The sequence below is a fragment of the Enterococcus sp. DIV1083b genome (assembly GCF_051713705.1).
GTDB lineage: Bacteria > Bacillota > Bacilli > Lactobacillales > Enterococcaceae > Enterococcus_D > Enterococcus_D casseliflavus.
In genome coordinates, this window is record NZ_JBIOQJ010000001.1 from 1,501,116 (window position 1) to 1,525,320 (window position 24,205).

General features: G+C 39.9%; 22 protein-coding genes. 17 read left to right on the plus strand and 5 right to left on the minus strand.

Features of this window, described 5'->3' with window-relative positions; translation table 11 throughout:
* Positions 1 to 90: 90 nt before the first annotated feature.
* The 7 genes from IGI69_RS06885 (at position 91) to IGI69_RS06915 (ending at position 8,146) form a co-directional block, all read left to right on the plus strand.
* Entirely contained in the window at positions 91 to 1,467 is a 1,377-nt protein-coding gene (locus IGI69_RS06885) for a hemolysin family protein (protein WP_005225867.1), read from the plus strand.
* 240 nt (positions 1,468 to 1,707) lie between these two features.
* Positions 1,708 to 2,724 (plus strand): lipoate--protein ligase, encoded by a 1,017-nt coding sequence (locus IGI69_RS06890; protein ID WP_431402037.1) that lies wholly within the window; start codon positions 1,708 to 1,710, stop codon positions 2,722 to 2,724.
* An 11-nt stretch (positions 2,725 to 2,735) separates the two neighbouring features.
* Positions 2,736 to 3,461 (plus strand): methionine ABC transporter ATP-binding protein, encoded by a 726-nt coding sequence (locus IGI69_RS06895; RefSeq protein ID WP_438740181.1) that lies wholly within the window; start codon positions 2,736 to 2,738, stop codon positions 3,459 to 3,461.
* Positions 3,448 to 4,116 (plus strand): methionine ABC transporter permease, encoded by a 669-nt coding sequence (locus tag IGI69_RS06900; protein WP_159160494.1) that lies wholly within the window; start codon positions 3,448 to 3,450, stop codon positions 4,114 to 4,116. Before IGI69_RS06895 ends, IGI69_RS06900 begins: the two co-directional genes overlap by 14 nt.
* A 5-nt stretch (positions 4,117 to 4,121) precedes the next feature.
* A complete protein-coding gene (locus tag IGI69_RS06905) occupies positions 4,122 to 4,937 on the plus strand; it encodes a MetQ/NlpA family ABC transporter substrate-binding protein (protein WP_016610206.1) in 816 nt (271 codons plus the stop codon).
* Between the two features lie 191 nt (positions 4,938 to 5,128).
* Positions 5,129 to 6,709 (plus strand): peptide chain release factor 3, encoded by a 1,581-nt coding sequence (locus tag IGI69_RS06910; RefSeq protein ID WP_005225872.1) that lies wholly within the window; start codon positions 5,129 to 5,131, stop codon positions 6,707 to 6,709.
* Positions 6,710 to 7,435: 726 nt separating this feature from the next.
* Complete coding sequence (locus tag IGI69_RS06915; protein ID WP_438740184.1) at positions 7,436 to 8,146, plus strand: hypothetical protein; 711 nt, start codon at positions 7,436 to 7,438, stop codon at positions 8,144 to 8,146.
* Between the two features lie 112 nt (positions 8,147 to 8,258).
* On the opposite strand, the gene IGI69_RS06920 is transcribed toward IGI69_RS06915, so the two are convergent.
* Together IGI69_RS06920 and IGI69_RS06925 are read right to left on the minus strand one after the other, a co-directional pair.
* The gene (locus IGI69_RS06920) at positions 8,259 to 9,317 is read right to left on the minus strand and encodes a hypothetical protein (protein WP_438740186.1); all 1,059 of its coding nucleotides are present in this window, start codon (positions 9,315 to 9,317) and stop codon (positions 8,259 to 8,261) included.
* A 20-nt stretch (positions 9,318 to 9,337) separates the two neighbouring features.
* Complete coding sequence (locus IGI69_RS06925) at positions 9,338 to 9,832, minus strand: hypothetical protein (protein WP_087627379.1); 495 nt, start codon at positions 9,830 to 9,832, stop codon at positions 9,338 to 9,340.
* A 1,029-nt stretch (positions 9,833 to 10,861) separates the two neighbouring features.
* Between IGI69_RS06925 and IGI69_RS06930 the strand changes: the two genes are divergently transcribed.
* Together IGI69_RS06930 and IGI69_RS06935 are read left to right on the plus strand one after the other, a co-directional pair.
* A complete protein-coding gene (locus tag IGI69_RS06930; protein ID WP_010748074.1) occupies positions 10,862 to 11,329 on the plus strand; it encodes a hypothetical protein in 468 nt (155 codons plus the stop codon).
* Positions 11,330 to 11,802: 473 nt separating this feature from the next.
* A complete protein-coding gene (locus tag IGI69_RS06935) occupies positions 11,803 to 13,122 on the plus strand; it encodes a helix-turn-helix domain-containing protein (RefSeq protein WP_275855243.1) in 1,320 nt (439 codons plus the stop codon).
* A 162-nt stretch (positions 13,123 to 13,284) separates the two neighbouring features.
* On the opposite strand, the gene IGI69_RS06940 is transcribed toward IGI69_RS06935, so the two are convergent.
* Positions 13,285 to 13,596 (minus strand): DUF1827 family protein, encoded by a 312-nt coding sequence (locus IGI69_RS06940; protein WP_005225878.1) that lies wholly within the window; start codon positions 13,594 to 13,596, stop codon positions 13,285 to 13,287.
* Positions 13,597 to 13,744: 148 nt separating this feature from the next.
* On the minus strand, positions 13,745 to 16,009 hold the full coding sequence (locus tag IGI69_RS06945; RefSeq protein WP_179190657.1) for an ATP-dependent Clp protease ATP-binding subunit: 2,265 nt from the start codon (positions 16,007 to 16,009) through the stop codon (positions 13,745 to 13,747).
* A gap of 270 nt (positions 16,010 to 16,279) precedes the next feature.
* Between IGI69_RS06945 and IGI69_RS06950 the strand changes: the two genes are divergently transcribed.
* The 7 genes from IGI69_RS06950 to IGI69_RS06980 all read left to right on the plus strand — a co-directional run bounded on the left by IGI69_RS06950 (position 16,280) and on the right by IGI69_RS06980 (position 22,430).
* Positions 16,280 to 16,471 (plus strand): hypothetical protein, encoded by a 192-nt coding sequence (locus IGI69_RS06950; RefSeq protein WP_005225880.1) that lies wholly within the window; start codon positions 16,280 to 16,282, stop codon positions 16,469 to 16,471.
* Between the two features lie 160 nt (positions 16,472 to 16,631).
* Entirely contained in the window at positions 16,632 to 16,898 is a 267-nt protein-coding gene (locus IGI69_RS06955) for a phosphocarrier protein HPr (RefSeq protein WP_003126335.1), read from the plus strand.
* The gene (gene ptsP / locus IGI69_RS06960) at positions 16,898 to 18,625 is read left to right on the plus strand and encodes a phosphoenolpyruvate--protein phosphotransferase (protein ID WP_438740189.1); all 1,728 of its coding nucleotides are present in this window, start codon (positions 16,898 to 16,900) and stop codon (positions 18,623 to 18,625) included. Before IGI69_RS06955 ends, ptsP begins: the two co-directional genes overlap by 1 nt.
* A gap of 266 nt (positions 18,626 to 18,891) precedes the next feature.
* Positions 18,892 to 19,902 carry a glycosyltransferase gene (locus IGI69_RS06965; RefSeq protein WP_438740191.1) on the plus strand — a complete coding sequence of 337 codons (1,011 nt, stop codon included), beginning with the start codon at positions 18,892 to 18,894 and terminating at the stop codon, positions 19,900 to 19,902.
* 31 nt (positions 19,903 to 19,933) lie between these two features.
* Positions 19,934 to 21,166 carry a glycosyltransferase family 4 protein gene (locus IGI69_RS06970; RefSeq protein ID WP_005225884.1) on the plus strand — a complete coding sequence of 411 codons (1,233 nt, stop codon included), beginning with the start codon at positions 19,934 to 19,936 and terminating at the stop codon, positions 21,164 to 21,166.
* Positions 21,167 to 21,240: 74 nt separating this feature from the next.
* Entirely contained in the window at positions 21,241 to 22,116 is an 876-nt protein-coding gene (locus tag IGI69_RS06975) for an NAD(P)-dependent oxidoreductase (RefSeq protein WP_438740193.1), read from the plus strand.
* Between the two features lie 83 nt (positions 22,117 to 22,199).
* Positions 22,200 to 22,430 carry a YkuJ family protein gene (locus tag IGI69_RS06980; RefSeq protein ID WP_005225886.1) on the plus strand — a complete coding sequence of 77 codons (231 nt, stop codon included), beginning with the start codon at positions 22,200 to 22,202 and terminating at the stop codon, positions 22,428 to 22,430.
* 68 nt (positions 22,431 to 22,498) lie between these two features.
* Here IGI69_RS06980 and IGI69_RS06985 read toward each other — a convergent pair whose 3' ends face one another.
* A complete protein-coding gene (locus IGI69_RS06985; RefSeq protein WP_154694428.1) occupies positions 22,499 to 23,440 on the minus strand; it encodes a GIY-YIG nuclease family protein in 942 nt (313 codons plus the stop codon).
* Between the two features lie 320 nt (positions 23,441 to 23,760).
* On the opposite strand from IGI69_RS06985, the gene fabT reads away from it, so the two are divergent.
* Positions 23,761 to 24,201 (plus strand): fatty acid biosynthesis transcriptional regulator FabT, encoded by a 441-nt coding sequence (gene fabT / locus IGI69_RS06990; RefSeq protein ID WP_008378199.1) that lies wholly within the window; start codon positions 23,761 to 23,763, stop codon positions 24,199 to 24,201.
* Positions 24,202 to 24,205 lie beyond the last annotated feature (4 nt).

Here is a 24,205-nt window from a genome sequence, read left to right on the forward strand (position 1 = left end):
GCAAAGAAAAAAACTTTGTGATAGGATTTTATCGTGGGCTAAGCCCACGATTTTTTTTAGAATATGAAAAAATAAGGAGAGAATGCTATTATGAATGCTGACCCCGAGAGTCAGTCGCTTCTAGCGCAAATTTTATTATTGATCGTTTTGACATTGATCAACGCTTTTCTAGCGGCCTCTGAGATCGCAGTCGTCTCAGTCAACAAAAACCGTGTGGAGCAAAAAGCGGAAGAAGGAAATGTCAAATCACAAAAATTATTGAAAATCATTGATAATCCAACAAATTTCTTGTCAACGATCCAAGTTGGGATTACCTTGGTGAATATCTTATCTGGGGCATCTCTGGCAGATACCTTGTCGACCCGTCTGGCACCTTTATTAGGTGGAGGAACGGCGGCTAAAAGCTTAGCGAACATTATCGTTTTAGCGATCTTGACCTATGTGTCGATCGTTTTCGGTGAGTTGTATCCAAAACGTATCGCCATGAACAAATCAGAAGAAGTTGCCCAGTTCACTTCTGGTGTGATTCGAACGATCGGGATTATTGCAAAGCCCTTTGTCTGGTTCTTATCTGCTTCAACAAGCTTATTGGCGCGGATCACTCCAATGGAATTTGACGATGAAGACACAAAGATGACCCGTGATGAAATGCGGTATATGTTGGAAACAGAAGGGGTCTTCGAAGAAGATGAATTAGAGATGCTGCAAGGGATCTTTTCATTAGATACGAAAGTCGCCCGTGAAGTCATGGTTCCTCGAACCTCTGCCTTTATGGTGGATATCAATGACTCAGTAGAAGAAATTTTGACTGAAATTTTAGCAGAAAATTATTCTCGTATTCCTGTATATAATGAAGATAAAGACAAAGTCGTTGGGATTTTGCATACCAAAAATCTCTTGAAATGTGCCTACAAATACGGCTTTGAAACAATGGATATCAAGCAGATCTTGCAAGAACCATTGTTTGTGCCAGAAACAGTCTTTATCGATGATTTGCTTTATGAATTAAAGAAAACCCAAAACCAAATGGCGATCTTGCTTGATGAATACGGCGGAGTCGTTGGGTTAGTTACGTTAGAAGACTTGCTTGAAGAAATCGTCGGTGAGATCGATGATGAATCCGATGAGGTCGAAGAGCTTTATGAAAAAATCTCTGATAAAGAATACGTGATCCAAGGTCGGATGCTGATCGATGATTTCAATGAAGCTTTCAATATGAGCTTGCATATGAGCGACGTCGATACGATGGCAGGCTACTTGATCACTGCTTTAGGAATGATTCCAGATGAAGGAGAGAAACTTTCCTTTGAAGTGGATAACGTGAAATTGATTTCTGAAGAAATGGAAGGATCACGTGTCTTGAAGATCCGTGTAATCTTCCATGATCCAGAAGAAGGCGAAGTGGAACCAGAAGAAGAACGCCGCTATTTCCGCAAAGATTTTGAGGAAGATGAGCCTCGCCGTTAAAGTTCCGCATGAATGAAATGAGAAAGACCAAGGCAACTGCTTTGGTCTTTTTTGTTCCTTTTTTTTTACTTATTCCCCTTGATTTGTTTGTAAGAAACGGTTACGATAAATCTAATCAATAATACAGTTTAAAAACAGATAAAAAAACAAGTGTATCTTATCGTTAAGCAGTTTGATTGCAATTTTCCGTAAGAAAAGCGAGAATATCCATAGAAATCTAATAAGAACGAGGGGCTTGAAATGAAATTTTACCGTATGCTTAGTGAGGATATCCGTTACAATTTGGCAACTGAAGAGTATTTAATGAATAACGTAGATGTTTCAGAACCTTGTCTTCTGTTATACATACAAAAACCATGTGTTATAATCGGCAGAAATCAAAATGCGTATCAAGAGATTGATTTTGACTATTTAAGGAGTCGCAATATCGTGTTGACTCGCAGGACATCTGGCGGTGGAGCAGTTTATGACGATCTAGGCAACATGAGCTTTAGTTTTGTCACCAAAAAAGATGCCACGAGTTTTGGTGACTACCAAAGTGCAACACAACCGATCATGAAAGGCTTAGCGGCAATGGGAGCCAAGGAGGTAGAAGTACATGGTCGCAATGATCTGTTCATTGATGGGAAAAAGTTTTCTGGCAATGCGATGTATACAAAAAAAGGTCGAACGTATTCTCATGGCACATTGATGTATGATGTGGATCTAGAAGAATTAACAAAAGTTCTACACGTTGCCCAAGAAAAAATTGCCTCTAAAGCAACGAAATCCGTACGGAAAAGTGTGACGAATATTAAACCGTATTTGGCAGAACAATACCAATCAATGGATACCAAGGCATTTCGAGATACACTCCTTTGCCATATCTATGAAGTAGAATCGATTGATGAAATCAGTGAGCAAGAGATCGTCTTGACGGATGCGGATCGCCAAGCGATCCAAACGTTGTTTGAAGAACGTTACGCGAACAATGAGTGGATTTTTAATGAAGCGCCTGCTTTTGAATGGCAAAAAAGAAAGCGGTTTGCGCAGGTTGGGATCGTTGAAGTCGATTTTACTGTCAACAAAGGCAAGATTGCAGCGATTCAAATTACCGGTGATTTTTTTGGACAAAAAGAGATCAGTGAACTTGAAGCGATGCTACAAGGTATTGATTTTGAACAAAACACCATTAGCCGCTTGCTAAAGGATATTGCCATCGAGCAATTTATCCATCAGATGACTAACGCTGAATTTCTTGCGTTGCTGTTTGATTAGGAGGAAAAAAGATGCTAGAAGCCATCAACATCACAAAGCGTTACGATCGAAGCGTCCTAGATGGTCTCTCTTTTGCTGTTCAGCCGGGGGAAATTGTTGGGGTCGTCGGCAAAAGCGGCTCGGGGAAATCAACGTTGCTTCGGCTTTTGAACTTAATTGAGACACCTGACAGTGGGGAGCTGCTCTTTGACGGGAAACGAATCGATCCCTTAAACAAAAAGCAACTGCTACATGCGCAGCAGGAAATCGGCATGATTTTTCAAAATTACAATCTGCTACACAATCGAACCGTTTTTGAAAATGTCTATTTGCCCTTGAAGTTAATGGGGAAATCATCGGAGAAGGTGTTGGAGATGCTTTCATTTGTTGGGATGGAAGACAAAGCCGACAGTTATCCAGCCAAGTTGAGCGGTGGGGAGAAACAACGAGTAGCTATCGCACGGGCGTTGATCCGTGAGCCGAAAATCTTGCTGTGTGACGAACCCACTAGTGCGCTGGATGAAGATACGAAAGCCGATGTACTTGCTTTACTGCAAAAAGTTCAAAAGACGTTTCAGCCAGCAGTCATTTTCGTTAGTCATGAGCTAACCGCAGTCAGACAAATTTGTCAACGTGTGTTTGTATTGGAAGATGCCGTCTTTGCGGCGGAATTTGTCAATCATCCGCAGCCAATTGTCCGCAAAGAAAGCTCTTATGTGGACAAAGTGGAGAGGAGTTTGCTGCATGACGATCAGTGAGAGTATTTTGTATTATTTACCTGAATTACTTCAGTCTTTGAAAGAAACAGCGATCATGATGGGGATTTCGATGCTCGCAACCATTGTCTTAGGACTACCGCTAGGTGTCTGGCTCTTTCTTAGCCGCAGTCGTGGGAAAAAAATCTCATTTCTTTATGAGGGTTTGAATCTCGTTGTGACGATTATCCGCTCATTTCCGTTTCTATTATTTGTCGTAGCCTTGATTCCACTGACGCGAATGCTTTTAGGTAGCTCATTTGGACCAATTCCCGCCAGTTTCCCTTTGAGCATCGTTGCTATGAGTATTTTTGCTCGTTTGACGGAGCAAGTATTGCTGGATGTCCCCGAAGAAGTTTCTTATTTGGCGAAATCCCTTGGTGTCAGTCAATGGCAATACGTTTGGTCGTTTTTACTGGTGGAAGCTAGAAGCGGCTTGATTTTATCTTTAACGACGACAGCAGTCAGCATGGTTTCTTATTCAACAGTGATGGGGATCGTCGGCGGTGGTGGTATCGGCGATTTTGCGATCCGCTATGGCTATCAACGCTATGAATATGGCGTCATGTATTTTGCAATTATCATCATGATTCTTTTGGTCTTTATCCTGCAGGGGATTGGCAATCAAGCAGCAAGAAAACTTGATAAACGAAAATAGGAGGAATGAAAGTGAAAAAAGGATTTGTTTTAGGATTGAGTGTATTGGCATTAGGTGTATTGGGGGCTTGCGGTACGGGTTCTGATGAGGCAAGCGAAGAGAAAATCATCAAGGTCGCTTCGCAAACGACACCAATGACCGATGTCGTAAAGGTTGCAGCGGAAGCAGTGGAAGATGGCTGGGAAATCCAGTTGGTCCAAGTCAATGACAATATCCAGTACAATGAGCTGCTGAATAATGACGAGGTCGATGCCAACTTTGCGCAACATGAACCATATATGCAAATGTATAATGAAGAAAAAGATGCAAACCTAGTGGCATTAGATAAAATCTATAACGCAAAAGTCGGTTTTTATTCCAAAGAATATACGGATATCAATGATATTCCAGAAGGAACGAAAGTCGCATTGCCGAATGATGTGTCCAATGAAGGTCGAGCATTAGCGATTTTAGCAGAAGAAGGATTGATCACTCTTAAAGAAGGCGTTGGTGTCAATGGAACACTTAAAGACGTTACCGAAAATCCCAAAAACTTTGAATGGTTATCTGTTGATTTACTGAATCTTGCGGAAGCCTATGATGAGCCGAATGTATCCTTGGTATACAACTACCCAACCTATATTGCGAAAATCGGTTTGAAACCAGCCGATGCCCTTTTCTTAGAAAAAACGATCGATGATCGCTTTGCTATCTCATTGGTTGCTCGAGAAGACAATCAAGATTCTGAAAAAATCGCCGTTTTGCGCCGTGCCATGACTAGCGATAAAGTTCGCGAATTTTTAGAAAACGACCATAGCGATACCTTATTGCCAGCATTTTAATTTCTTTCCATCAAATGGAAAGAACGCCCTTTGCCTAACTCTGTAAAAGAGAATAGTCAAAGGGATTTCTTGTCTTTTTTTGCTTTTTTATCACCCTTATCCATGATATACTGATTTGGTCAGAAAACTAGCGACAGGCTAAAATGGACACTGTTCGCATTGTAAATACAAGAAATGGAGCAATAAAATCAATGGATAATCCAAAATTAAAACAACAAGTAGATAGTCGCCGTACCTTTGCGATTATTTCCCACCCGGATGCGGGGAAAACAACCATTACAGAACAATTATTATTATTCGGTGGCGCGATTCGCCAAGCTGGTACGGTCAAAGGGAAAAAGACTGGGAATTTCGCAAAGTCCGACTGGATGGAAATTGAAAAACAACGGGGGATCTCCGTTACCAGTTCTGTTATGCAGTTTGATTACCAAGGCAAACGGGTCAATATTTTAGATACCCCTGGGCATGAGGACTTTTCTGAAGATACCTACCGTACCTTGATGGCGGTGGATAGTGCGGTCATGGTGATCGATAGCGCAAAAGGGATCGAAGCGCAAACGAAAAAACTCTTCCAGGTCGTTAAAAAACGCGGTATTCCGATTTTTACCTTTATCAATAAACTCGACCGTGATGGCCGCGAACCATTAGAATTATTAGAAGAACTAGAAGATCTTTTAGAGATCGAATCATTTCCAATGAATTGGCCGATCGGCATGGGGAAAGGCTTAGAAGGACTGTATGATATCCATAACCAACGGGTCGAATTTTACCGTCCTGACAATCACGGTGGGGAACGTTTAGTTGCCCTAGATGAAAATGGACAATTTCCTGCAGATCATCCATTTGCCGAAGATGGGCTGTTCCAACAAGTTTTAGAAGAAGTGGAATTGTTGCAAGAAGCTGGTGATGCCTTTGATACAGAAAAAATCGCACGAGGCGATCAAACACCCGTGTTCTTTGGTTCCGCCCTTACGAATTTCGGCGTGCAGACCTTTTTGGAAACCTTCTTGTCCTTTGCACCAGCGCCTTACGGTCACAAAACTTTGGCTGGTGATGAAGTCAGTCCTTATGAACCAGAAATGTCTGGGTTTGTGTTCAAGATCCAAGCAAATATGAACCCTGCCCATCGTGACCGGATCGCCTTTGTCCGGATTTGTTCAGGAACCTTTGAACGAGGCATGGACGTGACACTTGAGCGTACTGGCAAAAAAATGAAACTCAGCAATGTGACACAATTTATGGCAGATACCCGAGAAAATATTGAAGAAGCAGTCGCTGGAGATATCATTGGTGTCTATGACACGGGAAATTATCAAATTGGCGATACGATCTATGAAGGAAAACTAAAAGTTGCTTACGAAGAGCTACCATCGTTTACTCCGGAACTCTTTATGAAAGTCACTGCAAAAAATGTGATGAAGCAAAAATCTTTCCACAAAGGAATCTATCAGTTGGTCCAAGAAGGGGCTATCCAGTTGTACAAGACGTATCTTAGTGATGAGTATATCATCGGTGCTGTCGGGCAACTGCAATTTGAAGTTTTCCAATACCGCATGATGAATGAGTACAATGCCGAAGTCATTATGACCCCAATGGGCCACAAGATCGCCCGTTGGATCGATCCGAAAGACTTGGATGAGCGTATGAGCTCAAGCCGTAACATTTTAGCGAAAGACCGTTTCGACCAGCCATTGTTCTTATTTGAAAATCAATTTGCAATGCGTTGGTTCGCAGATAAGTACCCAGACGTCGAATTGAAGAGTTTGATGTAAGAGTCGTTTCCCGCGAGACTGTCTAGGTATGCGCAACATTGTACGTAAGGCTGATCTTTTTTAATTGAACGATCGTAGAAAGTCCTTTCTTATCCAAATGGATAAGAAGGGGCTTTTTTTGCTGAAAACGTGCTTTTGATACAGAAGGAAGGTTGCATGATTGGGGGCAATCGTCCAATGATTAGACAATTATCCTAATTTATAACCATTCTTTTAAAAGAAGATAAAATGAGTCGGAAAAAGAGCGTAGTATTAAAGGTGACCACAAGGAAATACACTTGAAATGAATAGAAAAATATCATAGGCACATTTGATGGTTCAGGAAATTTTCTCCTTGTTTGAAAGTAGGGGGAAAGCACAGAATAGATTGCCAGTGATAGAGGTCGTTTATTCATTTGATCGAGGGACATGTTCTTTTTGTCAGATGCTACTAGTGAAGCCTAAGCTTTCTTTATCTGAGCATGAATCGGTGATTGCCCTTGAAACTTCATTTGAAGCACTTCTAACAGATGGTTTAAGTTTTCAGTTGGTGTACCATGGCTTCGCGACTCAAAAAATGAATTAGTCTTATTGCTAGTTTACAGTTATCTATCTATCGCTTTTGCTAAAGCAAATGATTATTTATTAAATAAAAGTGATTTCTGAAACCAGAAAGGGGACCATGTAGTGCTAAAAAGTTTGTTATTCATATTTTCGGCGATATTTTTCTTTCCAACAGTAGAGGCTATGGCTGATGACGTTTCCGAAACGTTGATTTTTGAATTGAACACGATTGATTTTAAGGACGAACACTATTATTTATTGAAAACCACACAGGATCTTCAGCTGACCGTCAATAGCAACGGCAGTGAAGGTGCTTTTGGCGTAACAATCACGGCTGTCGGGGAAGCATTTTCAGCAGAACTAAACAGCGTGAACGGTTCGGAAGAGTTGATCATTCAGATTGAGGATACTGATGAAGCATCAATGATTCTTAATGTAGCTGCAACATTGAACATAAAGGAATACCTTGATGCCAACTCTGAGTACTACCTATCAGTCACGTTTACAGCAATTAATGATTCAGAGACCTTTACGAAAGATATAAAAATGAATCAGACGGATGAGGAAAAAGAAGAGATTCCAGATGAAAACTTGACAAATGAAGACCAAGAGGATGAAAAGCAAGAAGACGATGGCCTCGAGGAAGAATCCGAGAGCCAAAAGGAAGAAGCAGAATCTATTTACGACGAACAAGCAAACTTGGAAGAAGACTCACTTGATAATGATTCTACCAAACTAGAAGATTCAATCAGTGATGTCGAGGATGAGGCTAGTACTGAGTTTTTTTTAGGGAAGAAAAGCCAGTGCGAGACAGCAACCTTTTTTTCAAAAGAAATGATCATTGAAGAAAAAATATTTAGGCATATATCAGGAAAAACCGCTTATTTGATATGAGCGGTTTTTCTTGTCCCACTTCGGAGAGGAGATACGCAACATTATTTTAAAAAGAAAACTATCAATAATTGATGACCAGTGGAATAAGCAGAAACAGCACAAAAGAGAGGAACTAGCCCTCTCTTTTTCTTTTCGATTTTAAGATGTAAATGATTGCAGCTGCCAACGCTGCAACGAGAACAAAGATGATCCAGATAAGGATTTGATTATTTGTCTGAACATCGGCAGTGTTCGTTGGAGGGTTCTCTTTTTTGAAGTTATCCATGTCTTCTTTCTCATAAGAAAAAGTAGTCGTGATCGCTTTTCTAGTTGTTTCTATTGTCAAACGGTATTCGCCTTCAATAAGTTCACTATTGTCTAGTAAAGGGATCTGCATTCTTGATTTGGTTAACGGCGTTAAAAGAACGGAATCTGCTAACTCCCCAGAGGCAATTGTTTCTCCATTTGGATTTATTAGTTCGTAAAGAGCATTGTTCAAGTTGCCTAAAATAGGATTATAGTTGAGTGCGTAAAATTGTAGGTTTACCGTGTCCTGAAGAGCAACAAAGGAGAAGTCTTCATAAACGACGTCTTTGAGCTCTTCTACATCACTAAAAAGTAAGTTGATAAAAATAAGTGACTCATACACAGATTTGATACCAACTGAATCTTCTGCTGTTTCAAGACCCATGATCTGACTAAAATTGATTGCTCCCATCACGGTTCCTTCACGTGCAGGCTCCTCTGGAAGAGTAATCGTTACAGTCACAAGAACGGATTCATTTGGGAGAATCTCAATTTGATCATCATCATCTAATGCTTCTGATTCGATCAATGCATAATTGGAAAAGTTATACTTGTCATCTAGCAGTAAGTTTAGGTCATCGCTATAGATGATAGCTGATTCTCGTGAGAGAGCAGTAGAGGTGTAAGGCGTGACAACAATGGATGAATCACCGGATCCAACATTTTCTAGTGTAATTTCAACAATATACGTCGTCTCCATCTCAGGAGAAATACTCAAGGTATTATCAGAAGTTTTGTATTCTGTTTCTCTAAGAGTAAGTTTCAGTGAGTTCGTCGTCTCATCGGCATTTGCATTACGGATGTTTGTATTGCTGATCAGTGTCAGTAAGAGAAGCAACACAGAAATCCTTAGAAAAGAATTTCTGTGTTTGAATGTATGATTCATGATTTTTTTCCTTCTGAAAATTATAAAGGTGGAGTTTCACCAGTATCGGTACCATCTTGAGCAGTTACAGTGATCACAGGAGCGTCTGCACCTTCTGCTAATGCAGCAAAATCTTGTGCAAATTTTTGATTGATTGTAAATGTTATGTCTGTACTTAAGGAATCAATAGCAACGGGCTCAGCAGTCAAAGTGTTAGGATTAGTGGCGTCGACAATGATGTCATCAGGCGCGTTAACATAAATATTAACGATTGCTGTAGAAGCAGTTAAATTGGTCAAAGTACCACCTACATTTAAGATAGTTCCTTCCACAGTTCCGTCGGTTAATAAATCTTTAGTAATCTGTACAGATTCTTCCAATTCGATGTCGTCATTAAACTCGAATGTTGCAACTCCATATTCGAGTTCAATCGGAATCGTCATCGGGTCAGGGATATCTGTCACAGCAAACGCGTTGACTCCTCCGGCTAACAACAAAGATGCAATGAATGTAGTACCCAAAATAACTTTTTTCATAATAAAACCTCACTTTAATTTTTGCAGATGAATTACTGCTTAAATAAAGTATACAATGATGGTGTATTATGTTATTATCCGTTTTTTCGCTATTTTTAATGAAAAAGTAGAAAGTATTTTATTAATCTGATTTTTTTATAAAATAATTTAATAAAATATTCTAGTGGTCAAATGATGTTGATTATCAAGTTGACCTATCTTTCTGTCTATGAATTATCAATTCGGTAATAATCACTATGAAAGTAAATTTGTTGCAGGGGTATATTTTGGCTTTTATTTTAAGTCAAAGTCTTCTCAGAGCTGAAAGAATTGTCGTTCCAACTAGGATTGGACCTAAAAAAAGAAAAAAAGTTATTCGTAGTCTCTGAAAATTTGCTTTGGGTCAGTAGTATCAGAAAAAGCCTTTCTGAAAATTCATGTTTGATATTTCTTTAGTGAACCCTGCAATTCAATAGAAACCAACTTTCTATCATTTTTAAGAAACTATTTTGGAAGTAGCTTTACGCGTATGAACAGTTGCGTAGGGTGGGGATTGAAAAGTATGATTCTATTTATGCGTTCCTATTGGATAGGTATATCGAAGTTACTTATGAAAAAATATCAATTAACGTTTTCATTCAATTAGTAATCTGCACCTACAATTCTTCTAGCTTCAAGCGACAGAGACATCAAGGGTTACTCCTGTGTTAATAAACGTTCATGTTTGTTTCATTATAAAGAAATCTCAAAAAACTAACTGTGTGGGGATGGCTATCTCATGAACCATAGATTTTAATAGGAAGCATATTTTTTTAGGAATATACAATCAGACTCTTTGAAGAAAGCTTTGAAAGAGTTTTTTTGTCTTTCTTAATTTTATGAAGTTGCTACTCGTTTCTAATCGACAGGTCTTTTAGTCAGTAGAAAGAAAAAGAGTGACAATGATTATTTTATTTGTAGTTTTTTTGAAAAAAAGACGATAAAAATCAGCTGGTTCTTACTATATCCTTAATAGCAGAGGATCAAAGTTCTTTTAAGGAGTGAATCAAAATGCTGCAAACCAGAATAAATTTCAGTGGACAAAAGAATGCTACCATGTTGACTGTGCGCTTTTTCAGCAACAAGACGAACACGATTTTAGAGAGAAATTTAATTGTGGATCAAGAGGATGATCGTCAATCGGTTCTTGACTACTTAGCAGAATCACTAGGGGAAATCAACATCTTGCAATACTCTTCGAAAAACGTTTTGTGTATCGCTGAACGTTCAAGGCTAGAAAAAGCAGGAGGCACGCATCGATTGGAACATTTTTGGGGAGATGTCATCAGTTATATCGTTGAGTGCGTGGATAAATCTGGTATTCATTATGATTTGCATGTGATTGGCAATGTTGATTCGGATGATGAAGAAATTATGCGGTCAATTAATGAGATCAGTGATGAATTGTCGATCATCAACATTTATGAATACAAAGATTGCTGGCTAAAAAGAGAAGATATTTTATTACAAGCTCTTTGAAATGAACTTGATTCCTCAAAGAAGTTTGTCCAGCTAGAAAATGATTTTACTCTCCAAGTCACTTACCAATCAATGAAAGAATACGAATTTTTTCTTAGTCTATGGAAACAGCTAATTCACAGGATCGTTTTAATGGTTTCCAACGCTTTTTTGTTACAAAAGGTAAGAATCGTTTCACAAGTTTTTCTCACCCGTTCTGTTTTAAAGAAGCGGGGATTTTTCTGAAGTTTTTATTAAAATTGTCCGTTTAATGAAAAAAGAGGCTCAAATTTAAGTTTATTTTACTATAATTGGAAACTAGGATACTTTTTAAATAAGGCGGGTAAAAAATTTTGGAGTATATAGAAAAGTTGTATAGGTTTTATTTAACCAAAAAACAGGTAGATAAATTAACTATTATTAGAAATATCATTTTGGAGAAGCAGCTGTCTCTTGATAAAATATGTGAAACGATAAACAAATCTTTGTATCAGGTGAAAATATTGATCAATGAAATCGCCGAAGATATGAGAGAGTTTACGACCTTTGACGAGTCTATTTTTTTGTTGAAAAAGAGAACCGTTTATTTGTCACGAGAATTAAACGAAGAACAAAGCCTGCATATTTTTGTGAATCTAAAGAAGAAGTATTTCTTAGAATCTCCTTATTATCGTCTATTATCCTATTTGTTAAGAAAAAGAAAGACCCGTATGGTGGACATCTCAGAAGAATTGATTTTTAGTATTTCTTATTGTTATAAATTGATCAGCTATCTGAAAAAAATGCTGGTTATCCAAAATGTCCCGATTACTATCAATAACAACACAGATTCCATTGATCTGACAGGGGCCGAGCCTTGTGTGCGGATGTACCATTATTTAGTTGAGATCATGGCTTGCAATGTTTACATCAATCAGCGCACCCGTGCAAGCGTTGAATTAGCTGCGAAAGAATATGAGCCGTTGAAAACTACAAAAGTGAAGCACGACATTATGTTTTCAATCATTGAGAATGCGGTGTTGAGGGGCTATATCGTCAATGAATTAGACGAAGCTTCCATCGCTATTTATGAGCAAATCAAGCAACTCAATGGGGAAAAGCAAGTGATCAAGCTGCTGCCGATCAGAAGTCAGCAAGATATCGAGAAAGAACAGATTTTTTATCATTTCTGGGTTTTTCTCTTCATACCTGAAACGATCTCGGATCAAGAGAAACTTCTTTTGGGGAAACAGCTGCGAAACCTCTCGGGGAATCCATTGGTCGAATTTTCTGCCGATGTTGTGGCTGTTTTGTCGCAAAAGTATCATCTTTCCAAAGCGATCGAAGCGTTTCTTACCTATGAATTAGTGATGAATACATGGGGCTGTCTTCATCTCTTTTTGGATAGTTTTGTGTCTACTGAAGATTTGTCCTCTACGAACGAACGCGTATTAGAGGTGGAGGAGCTGATTGCGACCGTCTTGCAGCGCCATTCGTTTGTAATAGAAAAAGAAGCCCTTTTCTTAAGGAAAATCGCTCAGATTACAGCATCTTATTTACCTATCCAAAAAGAGGAACCGATTCGCATTGGTATTTCTCTTTTGAACCACCCTGAATATATTCCGGTCATTAAGAACAAACTATTGAAAATTTACAATGAAAATGTGATTCACTTTAGTTCGAACTTAGGAGACTCAGACATACTGGTTTCTGATGGCGTGCTGATCCATAATGAGTCGCAGAAATTTACATTTTTTGGCAATGTTCATAGTACCAAGGATTGGCACAATCTACATGTGATGATCCAGTCGATGATTTCTAATAAATATACTTGAAAAAGAGAGCGTAACGCTCTCTTTTTTTGCTTGACTATCAGGTAGCGTTGGTCGAAGTACTAGGCGAAAGAAGGAGGAGAGAAGACAAAAAAAGATATCTATAAAAGAGGGCTGCGACAGTCACCTTTTATAGATATTTTTTAAACACGTGATTAGGCAAAGCTAACGTGAGGAAGACAACGTTTTTTTGATGGAGATTTCTACCACTTCGGGCATTTGGATCACAGAGATCGTAGCAGGATCATAGGAGCCATCAGGTAATTTTTTCAAGAAGTAATTTTTGATTTCTTCTACTTCCGTCGGGCGAATATTCCGTTTTTTATTGATCAGCAAAATTTCATTGTGGTTCGGCGCTGAGGTAAAGATCACGGTCGTGTCTCCGGCAGTGTAAACCTTTACAAGTTCTGCGTCGGTATTTTCAAGTTGATTCAATACTAGTCGAGAATGGCTGTTTGTAACGTTGATTAATTTCACCAGACTCACCTCACATTCTATGTATTTATTAATAACATTATAGGTCGTTTTTTTTCAAAAGAAAAGCCAGACAACTCGGAATTACCCAATTTTTTGGCAAAACATGGTTGTCTGGCAAAACGAACGGTTTGGTCACCGTTTTGACACGTTATTGCTCATCTGTTTCCGATGGTTTTTCGTCTTCAGCAGAAGGTGTTTCTTCAGGAAGTGCAGAGGATTCAGCTGAAGTTACAACGATTTTATCGGAATCCTCCAATTGTGCTTTTAACTGACGGACTTGAGGATGCTCAAGATAATATTCAGCAATCCCGTCTTCGATTTGATCTTGGATGGTCCTGCGCAATGGGCGAGCACCCATCGTTGCGCTGTAACCTAGATCGACCAGTTTTTCTTGCACGTCTTGTGGAACATCGATATGCAATTTTTGATGACTAAGTGTTTGATTGACATCATGCAGCATAAGGGACACGATCGATAACAAGTTGTCCTTGCTAAGTGCCTTGAATTCAATGATCCCGTCAAAGCGATTGAGAAATTCTGGCGTAAAGTAATTGTTCAATTGATTTAACACGGAACGAGTGATGCCTTCACGCGCTGCGCCAAAGCCGACGTTGGCTTCAACTTTGCCAGTTCCAGCATTACTTGTCATGATGATCAAGGTATCTTTAAAGCTGACTGTACGTCCTTGGGCATCCGTCAAACGACCATCATCGAGAATTTGCAAGAACATATGCAATACATCAGGATGGGCTTTTTCCACTTCGTCTAATAAAATCAGGCTATATGGATTCCGACGAACTTTTTCAGTCAATTGACCCGCTTCTTCATAGCCAACGTAACCAGGAGGAGAGCCAATCAGTTTGGATACACTGTGTTTTTCCATGTATTCTGACATATCGAAACGAATCATCGATTCTTCAGAACCAAACATCTCATAGGCTAATTGTTTTGCTAATTCGGTTTTCCCGACACCGGTTGGACCGACGAATAAGAAAGAGCCGATCGGACGATTTTGTTTGCCTAAACCGACCCGATTTCTGCGGATCGCTTTGGCTACTTTATCGATCGCTTCATCTTGTCCGATAACTTTAGCTTTCAAGTCATCCGCAAGATTTTTCAATTGCGTTTGTTCTTTTTCTTTCAATTCACCAACTGGAATATTTGTCCGTTCTTCAACGATTTGTTCCATGTCTTTTTCGGTAATGACTGGCGTTTCTTCTTCGCTGATTTGGCGTTCCTTCATTTTTTGCAATTTATTGATTTGATCGCGATAGTAAGCAGCTTTTTCGAAATCTTCTTCTCGAGAGGCAGCTTGTTTTTGCTCTTCTGCTTCTTGTAATTTCTTTTCGATCGTTTTTGGATCAACGATTTGGATCGTTAAGTTTTTCTTAGAACCTGTTTCATCTAGTAGATCGATTGCTTTATCAGGCAAGAATCGGTCTTGGATGTATCGGTTAGAAAGGGTAGCGGCAGCTGCGATCGCTTCATCAGTATATTTCACATGATGATAATCTTCATAACGTGGTTGCAAACCTTTTAAGATGCGGATCGTTTCTTCCACAGAAGGTTCATCCACACGTACTGGTTGCAAACGGCGTTCTAAAGCAGCGTCTTTTTCAATGATGCGGTATTCATTTAACGTCGTTGCTCCGACCATTTGTAGTTCTCCACGAGCAAGAGCTGGTTTTAAGATGTTTCCAGCATCCATATTTCCGTCGCCAGCTGCACCAGCGCCAACGATTTCATGGACTTCATCAATGAACAAAATCACGTTTTCTGCTTGCTTGATTTCTTCAATCAATTTTTGGATGCGTTCTTCAAATTGTCCACGAATACCTGTGCCTTGAACAAGAGACGCAACGTCCAAACGAATGACTTCTTTGTCCATCAGTTTTTGTGGCACATCGCCATCTACGATTTTTTGGGCTAACCCTTCAACGACGGCAGTTTTCCCAACCCCAGGTTCACCAATAAGCACAGGGTTGTTTTTTGTTCGACGATTAAGGATCTCAATCACTCGTTTGATCTCTGAATCACGACCAACGACTGGATCGACTTCGCCATCACGAGCCATTTGGGTAATATTGATACCGTATTCTCCTAACAGACCTGCAGGTGCTTGGTTATTGCGTGGAGGCTGTCCACCGACAAAACCGTTACCGCCGGTTTGCGTCGGTGGGGTTTGTTCATAAGGGGTATTTCCTTGCTGCATCTGGCGAGACATTTGACGAAATAGATCATCAATATTGCCGAATCCAAAAGGATCTTGCGCCATTGCAGCTGCAGCATTCCCAGATTGAGCTTTTAATTTTTGGTAACAACTTTGACAATAATCGAGTTGTTTTCTTTGACCATTGACACTGGCATATAAATGAATAGACGCTTCATTTTTGCCGCAATTTTGACAAAGCATAGATTCACGACCTTTCATATTTGTTCCAACACCCTTATTTTACGGCGCTTTTTTACACTTGTAAAAGAAAAGGGGCTGTGTGCATAGAAACGGTCATCTTCGAGGTAATGTGTTATTGACCTTTACTGACCATAATTCTATTATACTAACTTTTTGTCAGACTGCAAGAATTTTACTCGTAAAAATTTTTGCCGCTCTTTCATTAGCAGAAGCGTCTTTTAAATAAAAAGTAATTCCATTATAATAGAAAGAAAGAGGTGAGAATTTAGGATGGAGAACAGAGATTTTGCTTCAGAAATAACGCGTTTGCGCAATGGAGAGATCCAAGAATTGATTGTCCAACAGCCAGAATTCCTGGCGTTTAGAGATGTCTGGCTCCAGTTGGAAGATCGGTCTTCTTTTGTCGGAGAAGCGGGCTTAAATGGGAAGATCATCTACCGTTATGTGCAAGAAAATAAATAGGACATTTATTTCAATCGTTTATTTAAGAGAAAACGGTTGTCTATCGAGGAAAAAAATGGTAATCTTAACAGTTGAAAGGGCGATTTTTTTCGGGTGTCATTGCATGCATGGAAATTTTGCCTTCACACAAAAAAACGTATCATAAAGGAGATTGATCAATATGGAAAAGAAAGATTTTCACGTAGTTGCTGAGACAGGGATTCACGCACGTCCAGCTACATTATTGGTTCAAACAGCAAGCAAATTCAACTCTGATATCAACTTAGAGTACAAAGGTAAATCAGTAAACCTTAAATCAATCATGGGCGTAATGTCATTAGGCGTTGGCCAAGGTTCTGATGTAACTATCACTGCTGAAGGTGCTGACGAAGCAGATGCAATCGCTGCAATCGTAGAAACAATGAAAAAAGAAGGTTTGTCTGAATAATGGTTGAGATGCTAAAAGGAATTGCTGCTAGTGATGGTGTAGCCGTTGCGAAAGCCTACCTGTTAGTACAACCTGATTTATCTTTTTCAAAAGTATCAGTTGAAGATACTGTAGCAGAGGAAGCACGCTTAGATGATGCGTTAGCGAAGTCAACAGCGGAATTACAACAAATCCGTGACAAAGCAGCGCAAACTTTAGGTGAAGCAGAAGCACAAGTATTTGATGCTCATTTAATGGTTCTTTCAGATCCTGAGATGATTGGTCAAATCAAACAAAACGTGACAGATAACAAAGTCAATGCAGAAGCTGCGTTGAAAGAAGTTACTGACATGTATATTGGTATGTTTGAAGCAATGGATGACAATGCTTACATGCAAGAACGGGCAGCTGACATTAAAGATGTCGCAAAACGTATCTTGGCGCATTTGCTGAATGTGACTTTGCCTAATCCTTCAATGATCAACGAAGAAGTAGTCGTTGTTGCGCATGACTTGACACCAAGTGATACTGCACAATTAGACCGCAACTTTGTAAAAGCTTTTGTAACAGATATCGGTGGACGTACTTCTCATTCCGCTATCATGGCACGTTCTCTTGAAATCCCAGCAATCGTTGGAACAATGGAGATCACTGCAAAAGTGAAAGCGGGCGACATCTTAGCTGTTAACGGTATTATCGGTGACGTTATCGTCAACCCGACAGATGACCAAGCAGCTGAATTTGTTGAAGCTGGGAAAGCCTACGCAGAACAAAAAGCAGAATGGGAAAAATTGAAAGATGCTGAAACAGTTACCGCTGATGGTAAGCACTTTGAATTAGCTGCGAACATTGGAACGCCTAAAGATTTAGAAGGTGTCCACAACAATGGTGCAGAAGCAGTCGGTTTATACCGTACTGAATTCTTGTACATGGATTCTCCTGATTTCCCAACAGAAGAAGACCAATACAAAGCATACAAAGCAGTTTTAGAAGGAATGGCTGGCAAACCAGTGGTTGTCCGTACAATGGATATCGGTGGCGATAAAGAACTTCCTTACCTAAAATTGCCTCATGAAATGAATCCTTTCTTAGGCTATCGTGCATTGCGTATCAGCTTATCTGAACTTGGGGATGACATGTTCCGTACCCAACTTCGTGCGTTGTTACGTGCTTCTGCTCACGGCAACTTACGTATCATGTTCCCAATGGTGGCAACATTGAAAGAGTTCCGTACTGCGAAGAAAATGTATGAAGAAGAGCGTCAAAAATTGATTGACGAAGGCGTTGAGGTTTCTAACGAGATCCAAGTCGGAATCATGATCGAAATTCCAGCAGCTGCTGTCTTAGCAGACAAGTTTGCGAAGGAAGTTGACTTCTTCAGTATTGGTACCAATGACTTGATCCAATACACAATGGCTGCAGACCGCATGAACGAGCGCGTGTCTTACTTGTACCAACCATACAACCCATCAATTTTACGTTTGATCAAAAACGTGATCGACTCAGCGCATGCTGAAGGCAAATGGGCTGGTATGTGTGGAGAAATGGCGGGCGATCAAACTGCTGTGCCGCTTCTTGTAGGTATGGGCTTAGATGAGTTCTCAATGAGTGCAACATCTGTTCTGAAAACACGTAGCTTAATGAAACGCTTGTCAACGACTGACATGCAAGAATTAGCAAAACGTGCTTTAGAAGATTGCGATACAATGGAAGAAGTTGTTGAGCTAATCGAACAGTATGTAAACTAATCATTTCTAGGCAACAAGCAATTTTGCTTGTTGCCTTTTTTTTTGTTATAAGAAGCCTTCTTGTTCGATTTGACTTGCAACAGCCTGCTCGTTTTTTCAGAAAACGAACAATTTTGTCATATCTTTGTATAAAGCTATGATTCCGTAGGTTTTTCACGTATCATGATTAAATGGGGAACAAAATCTAGGACCATGGTAGGAGTATGTCTCCGATTGCCTATGGTATACTAATATCAGATATAAGCATTTCCAAGGAGGAATCATCTTTGAAAGTACTTCTTTATTTTGAAGGAGAAAAATTATTAGCTAAATCAGGTATCGGTCGAGCGTTGGCCCATCAGCAACGAGCACTGGCATCTGTCGGGATTCCTTTTACTCTTGATAAAAATGATGAGGACTATGATATCCTTCATATCAACACGTATGGGATCAATAGTATGCACATGGTCAACAAAGCCAAAAGACAAGGGAAAAAAGTGATTTACCATGCCCATTCTACAGAAGAGGATTTTCGGAATTCATTTATCGGCTCAAACCAGCTTTCGCCATTATATAAAAAATATTTGATCAATCTTTATTCTAGAGCCGATCAGTTGATCACACCGACTCCTTATTCGAAAGAACTTTTGGAAGGGTATGGTATCCAAGTACCGATCGAGGCAATCTCAAACGGCATCGATCTTGACAAATATCAGCCGGATCAAGAGAAAGAAAAAGCCTTTCGTGAGTATTTCAATCTCTTACCAGATCAAAAAGTCATTATATCCGTCGGTTTATTTTTTGAACGAAAAGGCATTCTTGATTTTGTAGAGATAGCTAGACAATTGCCTGAGTATACGCTTATCTGGTTTGGTCATACACCAATGATGACGATTCCTAAACAGATCCGCGACCTCGTCAATGAAGACCATCCAGAAAATGTGTTGTTTCCCGGCTATATCAAAGGGGATATCATCGAAGGCGCATATTCCGCTGCCGATTTATTCTTCTTTCCTTCTTATGAAGAAACAGAAGGGATCGTAGTCCTTGAGGCGTTAGCCAGCCGCCAAAATGTGCTTGTTCGGGATATTCCTGTTTATAAAGGGTGGCTAAGTAATGGGCGCAATGCATACATGGAAAAAACCAATGAAGGATTTATTGAGAAAATCAAAGGAATCGTGGAAGGCACGTTACCACCATTGAGTGAAGCGGGTTATGAAACAGCAAAGCAAAAGAGTATTGATGAAATTGGGTTTAAATTACAAGAGGTTTATACAAAAGTGATGAATACGGAATGAAGAAACTAATGTAAAGTTTGGAGGTACCGTTTTGAAAATCGGATTTTTTACAGACACCTACTTCCCCCAGGTAAGTGGTGTGGCGACATCGATCAAGACATTGAAAGAAGAGCTTGAGAAAAAAGGCCATAAAGTGTATATCTTTACAACGACCGATCCAAATGCTGATCTGGATGAAGAAGATATCATTCGCATGCCAAGTGTCCCGTTTGTGTCCTTCAAAGATCGGCGAATCGTGGTTCGCGGCATGTTGTATGCCTATTTGATCGCCAAAGAATTAGAATTGGAATTGATCCATACCCATACAGAGTTTGGTTCTGGGATGTTGGGGAAAATGGTGGGGCGTAAATTGCAGATTCCTGTGATCCATACCTACCATACAATGTATGAAGATTACTTGCACTACATCGCAAACGGGAAAGTCTTACGACCATCTCACGTGAAATATCTTTCACGGCTATTTGCCAACCACTCGACAGGTGTTGTTTGTCCAAGTGAACGGGTCATCGATACGCTGAGAGGGTATGGTGTGGTTTCACCAATGCGGATCATCCCCACAGGGATCGAAGTTGAGAAGTTTCGCCGACCGGATATTACAACTGACATGAAAAAAGAATTGCGGGAGAAATTGGGCATCACTGAGAATCAACCCATGCTGCTTTCCCTCAGTCGTATTTCTTATGAAAAGAATATCCAAGCAATCATCGACGGCATGCCAGAAATTTTAACGAAGATTCCTGATGCGCAATTAGTGATCGTTGGGAAAGGTCCGCATAAAGAAAAATTAGAAGAAAAAGTGGTGGATATGGCTTTATCTGACCATGTTCAATTTGTCGGTGAAGTGGCAAATGATAAAGTGGCGATCTATTACCATGCTGCCGATTACTTCGTCAGTGCCTCCACATCAGAAACACAAGGACTGACTTACACGGAAGCAATGGCTGCTGGAACACCGTTAGTCGTTGAAGGCAATGACTACTTAAACACCTTGATCGATGATCCGTCTTTAGGCGTCACCTATGAGAGTGATCGGGATTTCGCAAAAGCATTTATTGATTATTATGAACGAAAGATTCCTGCTGATCCCGAAGTTCTTGCTAGAAAAATGTACGAGATCTCGGCATTGCGCTTCGGTGAGTCGATGCTATCTTTCTACCATGACATGGTCGCTTATTATGAAACAGAACGCATCGAAAAAGAAACCGAGCAGACGCTAGAAAAATTCAAAGTAAAATTAAAGGCCTTTCGCCGAACGATCGATTAAACAGAAAATTTTCGCAAGTTCATGTTTTTAGCGTATACTAAAGACATGAACTTTTTTATTTTGGAGGGATCTGCATGAAATTAGGATTTATCGGTACTGGTGTCATGGGTCAAGCGATGGTTGGTCATCTCTTAGCTGCAGGACATACAGTGAATGTTTACAATCGGACGAAAGAAAAAACTGATGAACTCGTTGCGAATGGAGCAATTTGGTGTGACACCCCAACAGAAGTTGCATCAGAAAGTGAAGTCATCTTTACAATGGTTGGTTATCCATCCGACGTTGAAGAAGTTTACTATGGGCCTCAAGGGATTTTTCAAACGGCTGTGACGGGCAAAACATTGGTGGATTTTACCACCAGTACACCTGATTTGGCAGAACGAATCTACCAGACAGCGAAGGAAAAAGGAGCAGCGAGTATCGATGCGCCAGTTTCTGGTGGGGATCTTGGTGCGAGAAACGCTACGCTAACGATTATGGTTGGTGGCGATGAAGAAGCTTACCAACAAGTAAAACCACTTTTTGAAGTATTAGGAAAGACGTTTCAACTTCAAGGAGGGGCAGGGAAAGGTCAGCATACGAAAATGGCCAATCAGATCATGATTGCCGGAACCATGACGGGGATGACAGAAATGCTGGTCTATGCGAACCAAGCGGGTCTTGATTTACCACGAGTGATTGAAACCCTTTCTGGTGGTGGGGCAGCCAATTGGTCCATGACGAATTATAGTCCTCGTATCCTAAAAGAGGATTATTCACCAGGCTTTTTTGTCAAACATTTCATCAAAGATTTGGGGATCGCTTTGGATGAGGCCAAGAAGATGGGATTGGATTTGCCAAGCACCGCTTTAGCTAAAAAATTGTATGATCAGTTGGCTGAAAAAGGCTTCGAAAATGACGGAACGCAGGCGCTGATTAAACTTTGGTGGCAAGATGGAAAAAAATCTTAAAATGACAAAAAAAATACGAAAAATCAATGCAAGATAGAGGATGTTTTGATACAATATAACGGACAGAAAAAGGAGGCTTACGAATGAAAAGTTCGCAATTAGTCGCTATCATCAAACGTTTAGAAGCGATGGTCGAAGCGCAAGACAATGAAGTTCAAGTACGTCGTTTTGAAAAAGAAGGCGTCGAAAAATGTACCGTTACTTATGACAATTCGACAGAAACGTTTGAATTAACGGAAGCAGAATCAAGTCAATCTTATCAATTTGATAATGTTGATATTGTAGCCATGGAAATCTATGATTTGATCCAATAAGAATGAGTGGGACGTTCGTCGTCGCTTTCTCATTTCTAAACAGCAAGCCTACTTGGGCTTGCTGTTTTTTATTTATCTGCTGCTTTTTCTTGGCGATACAAGTGATTAAGGATGATCCCTAATGGATCGAGATCTTCCGGGGCTAAAGGAAGCGCAGCGCTTGCTGGCGGGAGTGGCTGGAATGTTTCCTCGGGAGAAAGAACTTTTGTTTGGATCAACTTGCCAAAGCTAACTTGATAGTATTTGATTTGAGTCGTCTGTGATCCTGGCTCCTCTAAGTCAAGGGGAATAGAAAAAATCACTTCTGGTTCTTGAATAAACTGATTGACCCTCACGATTTCTTGGTAAAAGCTTTTTGCTAAATGGATCTCGCGCTGCAGTACACTAGCTTGCTCAAACAATAAGTGATCAATCAGGTATGCCAAGCGTTTTTTAAGGAGTGAAAAACAGTCGGTCTTCTTTCCTGCAAAAAAACAGCCGATCTCCCGCCACTTCTCTTCCAAGGGATACGCATCCATTTGAGGGAGCTGCTTACGTAAGGTTAATAGCGTCAGTTCGTTGACAGTCGGCAATTGAAAGGTTTCTGACAATAATTGAAACAATGCTGGCAATTTTTTTGTTTGCCGAAAGGGGCCATAACTGCCAATTTGTGGTGTTTGAGTGATCGTGAAGGTATGATTCGTCAAGTCAACAAAGCAATAGTTGGCTGAATGGTTCATTTGTCGGTTGTAGATAGGATGAAAAGCTTGGATCAAACGACATTCAAGTAATAGTGCATCCAATTCTGTATCTGTTTCGATCGTTTCAAAATCAACGACATTATAAACAAGTCGAAGCACCTTATTGGCATGCTGCTGATTTTTTCGGAAGTAAGAAACGACACGCTGTTTCAATGATTTGGCTTTTCCTACATACAAGACTTCGTTGTGCTGATCTTTCATTAAATAAACACCAGGCTTTTCAGGCAGTGCATTTGCTTTGTTTTTTAAAAACTCTTTGTTCGGATTCATCGATCGTTCCTCTCCTTCCTCCAAAGAGTAGCAGATGAAGCGTAAGAGAGCAACGTTTGCTGGCCATTGACAAGAAAAAATTAGAAATAGAGTGGAGGCAACGCAATGATAAACTTTGACATTCAAAGGAAATTTCTCTATAACGGAAACAGATTATTTTGTCAACTCGCAGCTTTTAAAATCTTAGAAAATCAATTCTTAAATAAAAATGCGCTTAAAAATAAAAAAAGTTCGAAAAAATTCTTGCATTTCTCAATAACTTCCGATATAGTTTGACTATCAAATGATTTGATTATCAAAGTATTCGGATGGTGAAGGTTATGGAACCCAATTTAGAAACAGTTAATGACTACTTAGTCAGCGTCTTTAATGACATCTTAGTGATTGAAGAATCTGAATTGAAAAAATCTCAATTCAAAGACCTTTCAATTACCGAAATGCATACCATCGAAGCCATCGGGATGTACAAAAAAAAGACCACGACTGAAGTTGCCAAAGAGCTTTCGATCACTGTTGGGACTTTGACCATCGCGATCAATCGTTTGGTGAAAAAAGAATATGTAGAACGGATTCGCAGTGAAGATGATCGGCGAGTCGTCAAACTAGGTTTGACGAAAAAAGGAAAACTCCTTTATCGTGTTCATCAGCATTTTCATCGTGAGATGGTGAAAGGTGTCTTGAGTCAGATGTCTCCTGAAGAGGAACAGGCACTGTTGAAAGCACTGAAAAATCTGCATGACTTTTTACAAGATTATAAGTGAGAAT

Bases quoted from the DNA above. Each gene is read 5' to 3' on its own strand.
- IGI69_RS06885 (WP_005225867.1), top strand. From the start codon at position 91: ATGAATGCTGACCCCGAGAGTCAGTCGCTTCTAGCGCAAATTTTATTA.
- IGI69_RS06890 (WP_431402037.1), top strand. From the start codon at position 1,708: ATGAAATTTTACCGTATGCTTAGTGAGGATATCCGTTACAATTTGGCA.
- IGI69_RS06895 (WP_438740181.1), top strand. From the start codon at position 2,736: ATGCTAGAAGCCATCAACATCACAAAGCGTTACGATCGAAGCGTCCTA.
- IGI69_RS06900 (WP_159160494.1), top strand. From the start codon at position 3,448: ATGACGATCAGTGAGAGTATTTTGTATTATTTACCTGAATTACTTCAG.
- IGI69_RS06905 (WP_016610206.1), top strand. From the start codon at position 4,122: ATGAAAGTGAAAAAAGGATTTGTTTTAGGATTGAGTGTATTGGCATTA.
- IGI69_RS06910 (WP_005225872.1), top strand. From the start codon at position 5,129: ATGGATAATCCAAAATTAAAACAACAAGTAGATAGTCGCCGTACCTTT.
- IGI69_RS06915 (WP_438740184.1), top strand. From the start codon at position 7,436: ATGGCTGATGACGTTTCCGAAACGTTGATTTTTGAATTGAACACGATT.
- IGI69_RS06920 (WP_438740186.1), bottom strand. From the start codon at position 9,317: ATGAATCATACATTCAAACACAGAAATTCTTTTCTAAGGATTTCTGTG.
- IGI69_RS06925 (WP_087627379.1), bottom strand. From the start codon at position 9,832: ATGAAAAAAGTTATTTTGGGTACTACATTCATTGCATCTTTGTTGTTA.
- IGI69_RS06930 (WP_010748074.1), top strand. From the start codon at position 10,862: ATGCTGCAAACCAGAATAAATTTCAGTGGACAAAAGAATGCTACCATG.
- IGI69_RS06945 (WP_179190657.1), bottom strand. From the start codon at position 16,009: ATGCTTTGTCAAAATTGCGGCAAAAATGAAGCGTCTATTCATTTATAT.
- IGI69_RS06950 (WP_005225880.1), top strand. From the start codon at position 16,280: ATGGAGAACAGAGATTTTGCTTCAGAAATAACGCGTTTGCGCAATGGA.
- IGI69_RS06955 (WP_003126335.1), top strand. From the start codon at position 16,632: ATGGAAAAGAAAGATTTTCACGTAGTTGCTGAGACAGGGATTCACGCA.
- ptsP (WP_438740189.1), top strand. From the start codon at position 16,898: ATGGTTGAGATGCTAAAAGGAATTGCTGCTAGTGATGGTGTAGCCGTT.
- IGI69_RS06975 (WP_438740193.1), top strand. From the start codon at position 21,241: ATGAAATTAGGATTTATCGGTACTGGTGTCATGGGTCAAGCGATGGTT.
- IGI69_RS06980 (WP_005225886.1), top strand. From the start codon at position 22,200: ATGAAAAGTTCGCAATTAGTCGCTATCATCAAACGTTTAGAAGCGATG.
- IGI69_RS06985 (WP_154694428.1), bottom strand. From the start codon at position 23,440: ATGAATCCGAACAAAGAGTTTTTAAAAAACAAAGCAAATGCACTGCCT.
- fabT (WP_008378199.1), top strand. From the start codon at position 23,761: ATGGAACCCAATTTAGAAACAGTTAATGACTACTTAGTCAGCGTCTTT.